Source organism: Paraburkholderia phymatum STM815, from assembly GCF_000020045.1.
Lineage (GTDB): Bacteria > Pseudomonadota > Gammaproteobacteria > Burkholderiales > Burkholderiaceae > Paraburkholderia > Paraburkholderia phymatum.
Genome location: NC_010622.1, coordinates 764,601 through 778,282 on the forward strand (window position 1 = coordinate 764,601; position 13,682 = coordinate 778,282).

Consider the following 13,682-nt stretch of genomic DNA (forward strand, 5'->3'; position numbering starts at 1 on the left):
GAACTGACGCCGACGCGTGCGACACACGATGTCGCATATGCTGCTGCGCTCAGCAGGACGAAACCAGCGGCGAGCGACGCAAAAGCGTGGGTGCACGAACACCCGGCGCCTCGTTTAGGGAAGCGCATAGACGCGCGTCAACCCTGCGTGCATGCAGCCGCTGCGCGAACCCCGATGCTGCAATGCGCACCTTTACCGTTACTTCGGGTCGCACGACTTGCGTTGTTCGTCAAAGAACGCACGAACGTGCTCAGGCAGTTCTGCGCCCAGAAATTCAACGCCTGCCGGTTCCGGATCCGGGCTGAACACCTTGTCGGGGGTCGGAATTTTCGGCGGTTTGGTATCCATGATGGTTCTCCTTTACGAATTCATTATCTTCTTCGGTGCATGGCGTGCACCAGCGCTGCCGCACACAGCCGATGTTTTGGCGCTGTCTTTGTTGCTTTAACGGCACACGTCCCCAAGGATCGAAGCGCCTTGTTTACAATTTAACGATTGTCCATATTGCAGTACGTCTAACCACTATCTCGCGGGCGCTTGCTGTACTGCGCGCTCACTTCAGGTCGCGATGACACGTTCGACACGCTGGATCAGCCTCGTATGACTGGCGTTGGTACTCAACGTACTGTCGCCCGTCATCGGCTATGCGTGTGCGCCGGGCAATCAAAGCCCGCTCTCGGTTGAACGCTGTCATGCGGCTGGTGCGCAGCATGTCGTCGATCTCGATGGTTCGCACGACCGCACGACCAGCGCGCACTTCGTCGTTCCTCACTGTGTCTACTGTCCGGGCTTCGCCGCTGCCAACTTCGCGCTCGGCGCCAGTGCCTCCGTCGTCGCGCCTCCTGTGCGCACGCTTGCCTACGCGCGAGCCGTCGAACCGGAAGCCGTCTTTGTGCGCCGCAGCGTACGCATCGCGCAGCCTCGCGGGCCTCCTGTTCCGTTGATCTGAAGCGCTTCACTCGGTTCGTTCGCCCGACGTCGCCGTACGTAGCGGGCGGCGAACCGCCCTGCGTGCCCTTTCCTGATTCTGCAGTCCGCATCCGAGATGCGGCGGATCGTGTCGGACATGGGTATCGGCATGGCACCTTCGATCACGTATTCCCGGATTCTTCATGCGCATCATTTCCGCTGCGCTGTCCGCTCGCACGCCGCTCTCGGTTGCGTGCGCGACAGGGTTCGTCGTCCATCCGGCATGGGCCGATGAAAGTACGACCGATCGTGCCGCTATCGACCGTCTCGCATCCGATACTTCGGTCTCCCATCCTTCTGTAACGAACAGTTCCGCGAATTCGTTGACGGCATCCGCGAATATGCGGCGAGGGCCAATGTGACGGCCACCCGATCCACGCCCGATCCGTACCCGCGTTCGCGCTCGACACGGCGGGCGTCGTCGAAACCGGGACGCGCAAGCAGATCGACGCGCGCAACATCGTGAATACGGAAGACGCGCTCAAGTACGCGCCGAACGTGATGGTTCGCAAGCCCTTCACGGGCGACTGCAATTCGGTCTTCGCAGGCCGCGACTTCAACGAACTGCAGAGTGCACGCGGTCTCGTCTATGCCGATGGCCTGCTGCTGTCGAACCTGCTTGCAGCCCACGACGCTCGATGGGTGGCATCGCTAACGCGCGCTAGTCGGTCCGCGTCCCACGACGGCGCGTGCGAGCGGCTCTGCCGGCGCCTTTCGCCATCGCTTCATTGACGGCGTCGCGCATGCACTGCGCGACGAGTTCCGCCGCTTTGGTGCGGGACGCGCGCGCGGGACGTGCAATTACCAGCGGCTGGCGGATGGTCTCTTCACGAATGGGGCGCTCGATCGCAGCTGGCTCCGCGCCCGCTTTACCCTGCGTGATCAGCAGCGACACGCCGAGACCGTTCGCCACCATGCCGCGCACGAGTTCTAGCGAAGTCGCTCGATAACGCACCTCGGGCGCGAGTCCGCATTGCCAGAACGGCGCCATCAGAAACTCGCGGCTATGCGGCAGATCGATCAGGATCAGCGGCTCTTTCGCGAGATCATGCAGCGACAGCTTGCCCGTCTTCTTCGCGAGCTTCGACGCCGCAGGCACCAGCGCGTAGGGGCGGAGTTCCGCGAGACATTCGCGCTCGATATCGGCGGGCAGGCCGACGTCGTACATCAGCGCGAGTTCGATGCGGCTGCTGCGCAGCGCGTCTTCGAGCTGCATCAGGTCGCCTTCGATGAAGCGGACCGACAGATCGCAGAAGCGCTCGCTCGCGATGCGCAGCAGCACGGGCAGATAGACGGGCGCAATGGTGCTGAACACGCCGATCTGCACTTCGCCGGCGGCGGCGTCGCCGCCGTCATCGGCTTCGAACGATGCGGCTGCCCTCAGCAATTGATGCGCCTCCGCGAGCTTGCGAACGCCGAAACGCGTCAAGGTCATCTTCGCGCCCGACTCGCGAGTGAACAGCGTGTCATCGAACAGTGCTTCGAGTTCGCGAATGGCGACGGATATGGACGGCTGCGACACGTTCAGCTGTCTTGCCGCCGCCGTCGTGCTCCCCGTTTCGGCCGCCGCCGTGAAGTAACGCAGAAGCCGCAACGAGATGCGCATCAGAAAAACCTATAGGTGGTAACTAAATTCCATATTTTACTTGATAGGCTGTGGCGCCCAGAATCGGCGCATCCCTGATGAAAGGAGTGTTCGATGCAAGGTTCGACTCTGCCGCTCGAAGGCCTGCGCGTCATCGACTTCTCACGTGTGCTGGCGGGTCCGTATTGCACTGCGCTGCTCGGCGATCTGGGCGCAGATGTGATCAAGATCGAGCCGCCCGCAGGCGACGACTATCGTGCCGTCGGTCCGATCGGCGAGGACGGCGACAGCGGCCTGTTCGCCGCGATGAATCGCAACAAGCGCAGCATCGTGCTCGATCTGAAGACGGACGCAGCGCGTGAGCTTGCGCGCGCATTGTGCGCGGACGCCGATGTCGTCGTCGAGAATTTCAGGCCCGGTGTCGCCGGCAAGCTCGGGATCGGCTACGCGGAGTTGAGCGCCATCAATCCCTCGCTCGTGTATGCGAGCGTGTCGGGGTTCGGGCAGACGGGGCCCGAATCACATCGGCCTGCATACGACATCATCCTGCAGGCGATGTGCGGCCTGATGGACGCAACCGGTTCGCCCGACGGGCCACCGACGATGATCGGCGAGTCGGTGTCGGACGTCGTCAGCGGGCTGTTCGCGTCGTGGGGCGTGCTCGCCGCGCTATTCGCGCGCGAGAAGACCGGCAAAGGCACGCACGTCGACGTGTCGATGTTCGACGCGACACTTGGCCTGAGCGCGACGCTCGTCGCGCGCTACGCCGTCACTGGCCTTGCGCCACGCCGCGTGGGCAACCGGCATCCGTCGTCGGCGCCGTTCGGCGCGTATCGCGCGGCCGATGGCTTCTATGTGGTGGCAGTGCTGAACAACAAGCTGTTTGCCGCGTTCGCGCAGGCAATCGGCGCGCCGCATCTGACGGAAGATCCGCGTTTTGCCACCGATGCGTCGCGCTACGCGCACGAAGCCGATCTGCGTGCGACGATCGACGCATGGTCGTCGGCTCGATCGGTCGAAGAGGTCGTCGCGGCGCTCGGCGCCGCGGGCATTCCAGTCGCGCCAATCCGCAGTCTGCCGGAAGCGCTGGAGAGCCCGCACGCGAGGCATCGCGGGTTGCTGACCAACGTGCAGCGGGACGGCAGACCTGCGACGCGCCTGCCGTCGCAGCCGGTGAAGTTCTCTGCGTACGGCGTCAATCGCGTGACGCCTGCACCGGGGCTCGGTGAACATGCCGCTGCCCTCTTGCAGGCGCTCGGTTACGACGCGCAAGACATTGAGGCGTTGCGCGTGCGCGGCGCGTTTGGCGCGAGCGTGCCGACAAGGAACGACGCCGATTGCCGACAGGAGCGGGACCATGCATAAGCGGCTGGGTATCGAACACGGCGACCTCGAAATCGCCGATGCGGTTGCGCGCTTTGCGCAAAGCGAACTCGCGCCAGGTGCGGCGCAAGTGGACCGCGAAGAACTGTCGACGGTGCGCTATGTCGCGCAGCTCGCCGAGCTGGGCATGATGGGCATGAACCTGCCGCAGCGGTGGGGCGGCGTCGACGCGTCGCCGGTCGCGATCGTGCTCTCGCTGGTGGAGATCGCGAAAGCGTGTGCATCGACGTCGTCGATGATCGGTGCGCATTATCTTGCGACCGACTCGATTCTGATTGGGGGCGACGATGCGTTGCGCGATCGCTATCTTCCCGACGCGGCCAGCGGCAAGAAGGTCGGCGCGTTCGCGCTGACGGAGCCGCGCGCCGGCTCCCATCCCGCCGACATGGCGACCCGCGCGAGGCGCGAAGGTGACGGCTACCGGATCATGGGCGTGAAGCACTTCATCTCGAACGCCGATGCGGCAGGCTTCATCGTCGTGTTTGCGAAGACCGATGTCGACGCGGGCACGCGCGGCATCAGCGCGTTCGTGGTCGACAGGCACACGCCCGGCGTCGACGTTGCGCCCGCCGAGAAGCTGATGGGCATTCGCGGCGCACCCGCGCATGAAGTCGCGCTCGACTGCTTCGTTCCCGCTGCGAACCGGCTCGGCGCAGAGGGCAGCGGATTCAGGACGGCCATGAAAGTGCTCGACAACAGCCGGCTCGATGTGGCCGCAACGAGTCTCGGTATTGCAGAAGCGGCGTTGTCCGCGGCCATCGGCTGGTTGAAGGAGCGGCAGGTGGGCGGCGAGCCGTTGTCGAACCGGCAAGGTTTGCAGTGGACGATCGCCGATATGAAGACCAGACTCGAGGCCGCGTGGTTGCTGACTTTGCAAGCGGCCGCAAAGCGCGGGGCGGGCGTGCCGTTCACGCAGGACGCGTCGATGGCGAAGCTTTATGCATCCGAGATGGTTGCGTTCGTCACCGATGCTGCGTTGCAGATGCACGGCGGCTATGGTTTCACGCGCGAGATGCCGCTGGAGCGCCTGATTCGCGATGCGCGGATTCTGCGGATCTACGAGGGGTCCTCGGAAATCCAGCGGACGGTGATCGCGCGGACGGTGCTGGAATGAACGAAAGGAAGGGCTCGCCGATCGTTTCTCTGTGCGCACATCGATCCGTGAGCAGAAAACAAAAAGCCCAGTCGCGATGACTGGGCTTTTTGTTTGATTCTGCTGGTGCCGGAAAGAGGAATCGAACCCCCGACCTTCGCATTACGAATGCGCTGCTCTACCGTCTGAGCTATTCCGGCTCCGTTGTTGCGTTCGTTTTGTTCGTCAGCAACGAAGAAGTGGGATTATGTAGCCTATTTTCCCGCTTGGCAAGTGGTTTCTCAACTTTTCTTTTCGAGATGATAGCGGGTCACGCGATCAACTTCGTTTTTTGAGCCGAGGAATACGGCGACGCGTTCGTGCAGGCTCTTCGGCTGGATGTCGAGAATGCGCTTCTCGCCGTTGGTTGCTGCGCCGCCCGCCTGTTCGACGATGAACGACATCGGGTTCGCCTCGTACATCAGGCGCAGCTTGCCGGGCTTCGACGGATCGCGCTTGTCGGCGGGGTACATGAAGATGCCGCCGCGGTTCAGGATGCGGTGCACGTCGGCGACCATCGATGCGATCCAGCGCATGTTGAAGTCGGCCTGGCGCGGACCGTCCTTGCCCGCATTCAGTTCGCCGATGTACTGCTGCACGGGCTCATACCAGTGGCGCTGGTTCGATGCGTTGATCGCGTATTCGCGCGTTTCGACGGGGATGCGCATGTCGCTTTGCGTGAGCACCCACGAGCCCAGTTCGCGATCGAGCGTGAAGCAGTTGACGCCGTTGCCCGTTGTCAGCACGAGCACCGTTTGCGGGCCGTACACGGCATAACCGGCTGCGACCTGCTGCGTGCCCTTTTGAAGGAACGATTGTTCCGTGGGCTGCTGGCCGTCCGGGCAGCGCAGCACCGAGAAGATCGTGCCGATCGACACATTGACGTCGATGTTCGACGAGCCGTCGAGCGGATCGAACACCAGCAGGTATTCGCCTTTCGGATAATTCGCAGGGATCGGGAAGAACTGTTCCATCTCCTCCGACGCCATGCCGGCGAGGTTGCCGCCCCATTCGTTGGCTTCGAGCAGGATTTCGTTCGACAGGATGTCGAGCTTCTTCTGCACTTCGCCCTGCACGTTCTCGCTGCCGGCCGTGCCGAGCGCGTCGCCGAGCGCGCCCTTGCTGACGTGATAGCTGATGGCCTTGCACGCGCGCGCGACGACTTCGATCAGCAGGCGCAGATCGGCAGGCAGATTGTTGTTTTCGCGCTGCTGCTCGATCAGGTACTTCGTGAGAGTGGTACGACGTTGCAAAGACATTGCAGTACTCCGGAGAGGCTTGGGAATTCCCCGATTTTAACCTTTCGATGTTCGGGTTCCGTGACTTTCAATAATCCGGGTGTTGCCGTAGGCCCCGCGGTCGGGCGCACCCTGTTTCGCGACGGGCGGCCCCTGTCTTCCACACGAGTCAGCGATAGGCGGCGATTTCGACATCGAGTGCGCCGCCGTCGCGATCAACGGGACAAACGAGTCGGACGAAAGGCGTAAGCGCAATGGCAGGTCGCAAATAAAAAAAGCCGGCACATGTGCCGGCTTCCGACTTCGCTGGAAAAACGCAGGATCAGGCCAGCGCCTTCTCGACGATTTCGCGCACGTCGCGCGATTTCGCCTGAGCCGCGACCTTTTCAAGTGCCGCGCGCATCTGGTCGCGCAGCCGGGGCGTGAAGCGCCGCCACAGTTCCAGGGCTCTTGCGAGACGTGCGGCAACCTGCGGATTGAGCGCGTCGAGCGCGATCACCTGGTCGGCCCAGAACGCATAGCCTGAGCCGTCTTCCGCGTGGAACTGCGCAGGGTTCGCCGAGCAGAAGCTGAAGATCAGCGAGCGCGCGCGATTCGGGTTTTTCAGATTGAACGCTGGATGCGTCATCAACGTGCGCACGATCTCGATGACGGGCCGCTGCTTCGTGCCGCGTTGCATCGCCTGCAGCGCAAACCACTTGTCAATCACGAGCGGCTCGTCTTCGAAGCGGCGATAGAAGTCGTCGAGCGCCTCGGCCGCCGCCGCGCCGCCGTTCGATACCCCCGCCGTCAGCAGCGCGGACAAAGCCGACGCGCGATCCGTCATGTTGTTTGCCGCGTCGTACTGCGCCTTCGCGAGGCGCCTGGCGTCGGTTGGATCATCGAGTTCGGCGATATACGCGAGCGCAAGGTTCTTCAGCGCACGATGTCCGGCCGCCGTGGGCGTCGGCTCATAAGCGCCGGGCGTCTGATGACGCTCGTAGATCGCGAGCCAGTCGCCCTTGAGCGCCGATGCCATGCGCTTGCGCACGAACTGCCGCGCGCTGTGAACGGCTGCGGGATTCGACTCTTCCATCTGCTCGGCGAGATATGCCTCCGAAGGCAGCATCAGCGTGAGTTCGCGGAATGCTGGCGACAGCGTCTCGTCGTTCAGCACGCGGCCGAAGGCGGCGACCACCGTGTCGTCCAGTTCCAGTGCCTTGCCCGTTGCTGCGTGTTCGGCGAGCGTGAGCAGCTCGCGCGTTGCGAGGCGCTGGCCGGCTTCCCAGCGGTTGAACGGATCGCTGTCGTGCGCGAGCAGGAACGCGAGTTCATCGGCCGTGTAGTCGTACTCGACAACGACGGGCGCCGAAAAATTGCGCAGCAGCGACGGCAGCGGCTTCTCGGCGACGTCGACGAACGTAAAGCTCTGTTCGGCTTGCGTGAACTCGAGCACGCGCGTGCTGTGGGGCGACGCCGCTGCTTCGCCTTCGAGACGCAGCGGCATGTCATTGCCGTCATCGCCGATCAGGCCGATCGCAACCGGAATCAGCAGCGGGCCTTTCTGCGTGTCACGTGCAGCCTGCGACGCGTCGCCGTAGCCTTGCTTGAGCTTCACCGTGTAGCGCTTCTGCGCGGCGTCATAGTGCGTGTCGACGCTGATGCGCGGCGTGCCCGCCTGGCTGTACCAGCGTTCGTATTGCGTGAGATCGCGGCCGTTCGCATCGGCCATCGCGTGACGGAAGTCGTCGCAGGTCACCGCCTGGCCGTCGTGGCGCTTGAAGTAAAGATCCATGCCGCGGCGGAAGCCTTCGCGTCCGAACAACGTCTGATACATCCGCACGACTTCCGAGCCCTTCTCGTAGACCGTCATCGTGTAGAAGTTGTTGATCTCCACATAGCTTTCGGGGCGCACGGGATGCGCCATCGGACCGGCATCTTCGGCGAACTGCATCTGACGCAGCACGCGTACGTCTTCGATGCGCTTGGTTGCGCGCGCAGCCTGATCCTCGCCGGCACTGCCGCCGCTCGCCATGTCCGCGGAAAACTCCTGATCGCGGAATACCGTCAGCCCTTCCTTCAGGCTCAGTTGAAACCAGTCGCGGCACGTGACGCGATTACCCGTCCAGTTATGGAAGTATTCGTGGCCGACCACGGCTTCGATGTTGGAGAAGTCGGTATCGGTGGCCGTTTCGGGGTTCGCCAGCACATACTTCGTGTTGAAGATGTTGAGCCCTTTGTTCTCCATCGCGCCCATGTTGAAGTCGCTCACGGCGACGATCATGAAGCGGTCCAGGTCGAGTTCGAGGCCGAAGCGCGCTTCGTCCCAGCGAATGGAATGGATCAGCGAATCCATTGCATGACGGGTCTTGTCGAGATCGTGCGGCTCGACCCAGACCTGCAGCAGCTTGTCCTTGCCCGAACCGGACTTCACGCGCTCTTCCAGCGCAACGAGTTTGCCCGCGACGAGCGCGAACAGATAGCTCGGCTTCCTGAACGGATCTTCCCAGCGCGCGAAATGACGGCCGTCGGGCAACTCGCCCTGTTCGAGAAGGTTGCCGTTGGACAGCAGCACCGGATACGCGGCCTTGTCGGCGCGCAGCGTGACCGTGTAGGTTGCCATCACGTCCGGGCGATCGAGGAACCACGTGATGCGCCGGAAGCCCTCGGCCTCGCACTGCGTGAAGAAGTTGCCGCTCGATACATACAGGCCCGACAGCGTCGTGTTCGCGGCGGGGTTGCAGATGCCCGTCAGCGTCAGTTCGAACGAATCGGGCACGTTGTCGACGGTCAGACCGTGCTCATGCGGGTGCACGTCGGCGTAGGGCTTGCCGTCGAGCAACGCTTCGACGAACGTCAGATCTTCGCCCATCAGGTCGAGATGCGTGGCGCGCACCGCGTCGGGATTGCGGCGGATCCGCATCGTATTCCTGACGACTGTGCGCTCTGGCACGAGATCGAACTCGAGCGCGACGGTATCGATGAGAAAGGCGGGCGGCGCGTAGTCGGCGCGGCGGATCACTTGAGGCGTTTCGGTATCGGCCATGATGTGCGTTCGGGAATAAGCTCGAAGCCGGCGCGTTGTATACAGCGCAACAACGGACAGCGCGCCGGGTGATCGGGTCATTGTACAAAGCCTCGGCCGATCGTGCGGACAGAACTTTTTGCCGCCGTTCGCAGTCAGCGTATCATCGGGCCGCCCGCGCGGCAGACGCCGGGCGACGATACCAACGAGGACGACCATGAAGCTCGACCGATTGACCCGCCACGCGGCAACGGTGCTCGCGGCGCTCGCCATGCTGCTCGCAGGCTGCACGACCTATGTGACGACGCAGGTGACGGCCTTTTCCGACTGGAGCGGCAGCGATGCGACGCGCACCTATGCGTTCACGCGCACGCAGGATCAAAAGAACAATCTCGAGCAGGACACGTACGAGCAGATCGTCGCAAACGAACTCGCGCTGCATGCGTTCCGGCAGACGGGCGAACGCGACGCGCATTATCTGGTGGCGCTCGCATACGGCATGCGCCCGGATACCGTGATCGTCGCGCAACCTGTGTACTACAACCCGTGGCCGGGCCCGTACTACTGGGGACGTCCTTTCGATCCGTGGGGACCGTGGGGCCCTTGGGGTCCGTATCCGACCGGGTACGTGAACCAGAGCTACCCCGTGTACACGCATCTGCTCGCCATCCGTATTACAGATCGCGCGACGGGGAAGGAAATGTACAACGTGACGGCGCGCAACACAGACGAGCAGTCTTCGCTGATCGCCGCCATGCCGTTTCTCGCGCGCAGTGCGATGTCCGACTTCCCGCTGGCCAACGGCGCGGTGCGCACCGTGAAGCTGCCTGTCGACGGAAAGGGTGGCTTGTCCAACGAAGTCGCCGCCGACAGCCCCGCGCCGTCCGTGCCCGCATCGGGGGCGAAGACCGTTCAGTAGCAGCGTTCGAGTCCGCGTCGAGGGCAAAAAAACGGCCACATCGCGTGAGCGATGCGGCCGTTGCTATTGGCTGCCGCAATTGTCGAATCGCCGCGATGTCGAACGATCAGACGCCGACGCCCAAGAGCGCCATGGCGCCCAGCACGACGAACAGGACGGCGGCAATGCCGTGGACGAGCGTGGTCGGCAGCTTGTGCGCGAAGCGGTCGCCCAGCAGGATCGCGGGCACGTTCGCGAGCATCATGCCGAGCGTCGTGCCCGCGACCACGCCGAAGAAATCATGGAAGCGCGCGGCGAGGGCAACAGTCGCAATTTGCGTTTTGTCGCCCATTTCCGCCAGAAAAAAGGTGACCACGGTTGCGCCGAACACGCCGAGGTGCGTGCGGTTGGTGTTCGCTTCGGCGTCGTCAAGCTTGTCGGGTACGAGAATCCACAGCCCCATGCCGATGAAGGACGCAGCCAGCGCCCAGCGCATCACGGTGGGCGTGACGAGCGAGCCGAGCCATGCGCCGAGTGCGCCAGCGCCCGCGTGATTGATGAGCGTCGCGACCAGCACGCCGACGATAATGGGCAGCGGCTTGCGATAGCGGGCTGCGAGGACGAGCGACAGCAGTTGTGTCTTGTCGCCGATTTCAGCGAGCGCGACAGCGCCGGTCGAGATCAGAAAAGCCTGTTCCACGTTTGATAGATTCCTCGGGCCGAGATGTGTGCGAGCGACGACCCACGACACGCCGGGCCCTAGAGCGGCGGTAGTGGATCATCGGTCTCGCCAGGCCAGAGGCTGCGTCTGCCATGACCACAACGGTCAAGTCTGTTGACAGGCGCCCCCGCGAATCACACGCGCTGCGCTCGCCGGCCGTGAGCGTGGCCATTGCGCGGGCATGATGCGGGGCGGCTACTCCCCAATGAGCGGCGGAGTATAGCACGCCAACCTGCTTCAAAGCGAAGATCGGCCACTGCCTGCCGCTTCCATGCGAATTTCCGTCCGTTTGCAGCATATCGTTGCAGAGCCGGGCGCAATTATCGTTTTTTAACGTATTTATCGTCGGGCCGATTAGACGCGCCGTGGCCGTGCGGGCTCGGCCACGCTCGCGCCCCGGGTGGCGAGACAGCCCGCCGCGGTGCGCCCAGCAAGGCGGCGGAAAGCTTTCGTCGCGCGCAAGAGACGGATACAGATGGATACGTCTTTTCTGGCTGATTTCGGCCAGAATGCTCTGTATCATTTCGAGCGGCCGTGGTAATGACCAGACGAAAGCTCGTTTTGGCGTCCCGCCCCTAAATAATCCCCGCTGCGTGCCGTTATTTTGGTGACTCCTTAAAAGAAAAGTGGATTCATCAAACCGGCGCCGCGCCCCGCCCGGGTAGCGCGCTTCACGTGCTGTCGACGGCAGGCGCGCCTCTGGCGCCAGCAGCCTTCACGCGCGAACACCGATATGCCCGATCTGCACTGGACAATTCCGGTTGCTCGCTGGTCTTCGTGGCCTGCCGTCGCAGCCGTCGCCCCCGACGTTGGCTTTATCGAGCCGATGGTGCGGCGTCGTCTCAGCACGCTGTCGCGCATTGCGCTGAAAGTCGCGCACGACTGCGCCGCGGACAAACCCAGCGTGCGGATCGTGTTCGCGTCGCGCCACGGCGAGCTGCGCCGCACGACGGATATCCTGCGCAACATCAGTGCTGGCGAGCCGGTTTCGCCGACTTCCTTCAGCCTTTCGGTGCTCAATGCGATGACGGGCGTGTTTGGCATTGCGCGCGGCGACCGCTCAGCGGCGAGCGCGCTGTCGGCGGGCGCCGAAACGCTCGGTTATGCGCTGCTCGAAGCGCACGCGCAATACGCGACCGACACGTCGACGCCCGTTCTGCTCGTCTACGCGGATGAGCCGGCCGATCCCGCGTACGGCACGATCGAAGAGGAAGTGCAGGGCGGTGCGCTCGCGATCCTGCTCGACGAAGCGCCGGTGGCACGCTTGACCTGCTCGCGCACGGCCGCGGCAGCTGAACGCGCCCCGGCGGATTGCGCGGGCGCTCTCTTTGCGACGCAGAGCCAGGCAGTGCACCACTGCCTCGACACGCATACAGGCGCGCAATGGTGCAGCGAGTATGCCGTCTGGGAATGGAGCTGGGATGAAGGCGCGGCTTGACTATCACTGGCGTCTCGTCGCGACGGCGCTCGCGTTCACCGTATTCGGCATCTGCGGGCTTGGTTTTTCGCTGATCCTGTTTCCGATCGCATGGTTGTGGCCGCACCGCGCGTCGAAGCAACTGGCTATCACCGCGATCATTCACGCGTTCTTCCGCGCGCTCGTTGCCGTGCTGCGCGGGGTCGGCGTGATGGAACTCGATGCGCACGGCGTCGCGGCGCTGCGCCGCAAGGTTGACGACCCCGCCATCGTGATCGCGAATCACCCCACCTGGCTCGACGTGATGGTGCTGCTGTCGCTGACGCCGCGCGCGTGCTGCGTCGTGAAGAGCGCGCATTGGGGCAATCCGTTTTTCTGGGGCGTCGTGCGCGCGGCCGAGTACGTCAGCAACGCCGATCCCCTCGAACTCGTGGAAGCGGGCGCGCGGCAGCTTGCGCGCGGGTACACGATGATCATTTTTCCGGAAGGCACGCGCAGCCCGGCGCGCAACCGGATGCATGCCTTTTCGCGCGGCTTCGCGCATATGGCGCTGAAATCCGGCGCGCCGATTCTGCCCGTCCTGATGGACTGCGATCCGCCCGCCTTCACGAAGGGCATGCGCTGGTACGACGTGCCCGAGCGTGCGTTTCGCATGCGCGTGAACGTGCTCGACCCGCTCGGCACGAACGCGTTCGCGGCGCACGACGAGCCGCCTGCGCTGGCTGCCCGCACGGTGACGAGCGCCATCGAAGCACACATCACCCAGCACCTGTTCGACTATGGATTCTTTAAAGCTTGAAATCAAACAGCTTCTGATCGAAGCGCTCGATCTGGAAGATCTGACGCCCGCCGACATCGACGACGACGCGCCGCTCTTCGATACCGACGGCGTCGGTCTCGATTCGATCGACGCACTCGAGATCGGTATCGTGCTGCGCAAACACTATCAATTGACGATCGCGGCGAACGATGAACGCACGCGAGAGCACTTCCGCTCGATCAATACGCTTGCGGCGCTGGTGGCGAGCCAGCGCGAGCTTGCGCATGAGTCGGGCGACACCACAAAGAAAGGGGAATGACCGTGACCGACACCGAGATCCTTGAGCGCATCCGCGCCATCTTCAAAGAAAACTTCGCGATCGAGCCCGAACGCGTGACGCCCGAAGCGCATCTGTTCGAAGAGCTCGATCTGGACAGCATCGACGCCGTCGATCTCGCGATCAAGCTGCAGGAGATGACGGGCCGCCGGATCAAGCCGGAGGAGTTCAAGTCGGTGCGCACGGTCGGCGACGTGATCGTCGCGGTCGAATCGCTGCTCGCGGCGCAGGGCTGATG

Annotated in this window: 13 protein-coding genes, 1 tRNA gene, 1 pseudogene and 1 riboswitch; of the genes and pseudogenes, 9 read left to right on the forward strand and 6 right to left on the reverse strand. The window is 63.5% G+C overall.

Annotated features, from left to right (window positions below):
- Positions 1-198 precede the first annotated feature (198 nt).
- Complete coding sequence (locus tag BPHY_RS42440; protein ID WP_012400089.1) at positions 199-348, reverse strand: hypothetical protein; 150 nt, start codon at positions 346-348, stop codon at positions 199-201.
- Between the two features lie 256 nt (positions 349-604).
- Between BPHY_RS42440 and BPHY_RS03425 the strand changes: the two genes are divergently transcribed.
- Both BPHY_RS03425 and BPHY_RS44165 read left to right on the forward strand, forming a co-directional pair.
- Positions 605-949 (forward strand): DUF2946 domain-containing protein, encoded by a 345-nt coding sequence (locus BPHY_RS03425; protein WP_244257790.1) that lies wholly within the window; start codon positions 605-607, stop codon positions 947-949.
- A gap of 163 nt (positions 950-1,112) precedes the next feature.
- A pseudogene (locus BPHY_RS44165) lies at positions 1,113-1,611 on the forward strand (Plug domain-containing protein); the annotation flags it as partial.
- A 19-nt stretch (positions 1,612-1,630) separates the two neighbouring features.
- On the opposite strand, the gene BPHY_RS03435 reads toward BPHY_RS44165, so the two are convergent.
- Complete coding sequence (locus tag BPHY_RS03435; protein ID WP_012400091.1) at positions 1,631-2,575, reverse strand: LysR family transcriptional regulator; 945 nt, start codon at positions 2,573-2,575, stop codon at positions 1,631-1,633.
- Between the two features lie 93 nt (positions 2,576-2,668).
- Between BPHY_RS03435 and BPHY_RS03440 the strand changes: the two genes are divergently transcribed.
- Both BPHY_RS03440 and BPHY_RS03445 read left to right on the forward strand, forming a co-directional pair.
- Positions 2,669-3,919 (forward strand): CaiB/BaiF CoA transferase family protein, encoded by a 1,251-nt coding sequence (locus BPHY_RS03440; RefSeq protein ID WP_012400092.1) that lies wholly within the window; start codon positions 2,669-2,671, stop codon positions 3,917-3,919.
- Positions 3,912-5,051, forward strand: coding sequence for an acyl-CoA dehydrogenase family protein (locus BPHY_RS03445; protein WP_012400093.1), 1,140 nt, complete (start codon positions 3,912-3,914; stop codon positions 5,049-5,051). Before BPHY_RS03440 ends, BPHY_RS03445 begins: the two co-directional genes overlap by 8 nt.
- A gap of 103 nt (positions 5,052-5,154) precedes the next feature.
- Here BPHY_RS03445 and BPHY_RS03450 read toward each other — a convergent pair.
- From BPHY_RS03450 to pepN, 3 genes are all read right to left on the reverse strand, one after another.
- Positions 5,155-5,230, reverse strand: a tRNA-Thr gene (locus tag BPHY_RS03450).
- Positions 5,231-5,311: 81 nt separating this feature from the next.
- Positions 5,312-6,328: a class 1 fructose-bisphosphatase gene (locus tag BPHY_RS03455; RefSeq protein ID WP_012400094.1), complete on the reverse strand. Its 1,017-nt coding sequence runs from the start codon at positions 6,326-6,328 to the stop codon at positions 5,312-5,314.
- Positions 6,329-6,629: 301 nt separating this feature from the next.
- Entirely contained in the window at positions 6,630-9,332 is a 2,703-nt protein-coding gene (gene pepN, locus BPHY_RS03460) for an aminopeptidase N (protein WP_041763262.1), read from the reverse strand.
- 196 nt (positions 9,333-9,528) lie between these two features.
- On the opposite strand from pepN, the gene BPHY_RS03465 reads away from it, so the two are divergent.
- A complete protein-coding gene (locus tag BPHY_RS03465) occupies positions 9,529-10,230 on the forward strand; it encodes a DUF4136 domain-containing protein (protein WP_012400096.1) in 702 nt (233 codons plus the stop codon).
- A gap of 106 nt (positions 10,231-10,336) precedes the next feature.
- On the opposite strand, the gene BPHY_RS03470 is transcribed toward BPHY_RS03465, so the two are convergent.
- A complete protein-coding gene (locus BPHY_RS03470; RefSeq protein WP_012400097.1) occupies positions 10,337-10,909 on the reverse strand; it encodes a TMEM165/GDT1 family protein in 573 nt (190 codons plus the stop codon).
- Between the two features lie 56 nt (positions 10,910-10,965).
- Positions 10,966-11,146: riboswitch (yybP-ykoY riboswitch) on the reverse strand.
- A 517-nt stretch (positions 11,147-11,663) separates the two neighbouring features.
- On the opposite strand from BPHY_RS03470, the gene BPHY_RS03475 reads away from it, so the two are divergent.
- From BPHY_RS03475 to BPHY_RS03490, 4 genes are read left to right on the forward strand one after another with little or no spacing between them, the layout of a single operon-like run.
- Positions 11,664-12,368, forward strand: a complete 705-nt coding sequence (locus BPHY_RS03475) for a beta-ketoacyl synthase chain length factor (RefSeq protein WP_012400098.1) — start codon at positions 11,664-11,666, stop codon at positions 12,366-12,368.
- Positions 12,352-13,146 (forward strand): lysophospholipid acyltransferase family protein, encoded by a 795-nt coding sequence (locus BPHY_RS03480; protein ID WP_012400099.1) that lies wholly within the window; start codon positions 12,352-12,354, stop codon positions 13,144-13,146. Before BPHY_RS03475 ends, BPHY_RS03480 begins: the two co-directional genes overlap by 17 nt.
- Positions 13,127-13,426, forward strand: a complete 300-nt coding sequence (locus BPHY_RS39260; RefSeq protein WP_012400100.1) for a phosphopantetheine-binding protein — start codon at positions 13,127-13,129, stop codon at positions 13,424-13,426. The genes BPHY_RS03480 and BPHY_RS39260 overlap by 20 nt, the downstream gene beginning before the upstream one ends.
- A 2-nt stretch (positions 13,427-13,428) precedes the next feature.
- Complete coding sequence (locus BPHY_RS03490; RefSeq protein ID WP_028369852.1) at positions 13,429-13,680, forward strand: acyl carrier protein; 252 nt, start codon at positions 13,429-13,431, stop codon at positions 13,678-13,680.
- The last annotated feature ends 2 nt before the right edge of the window (positions 13,681-13,682 follow it).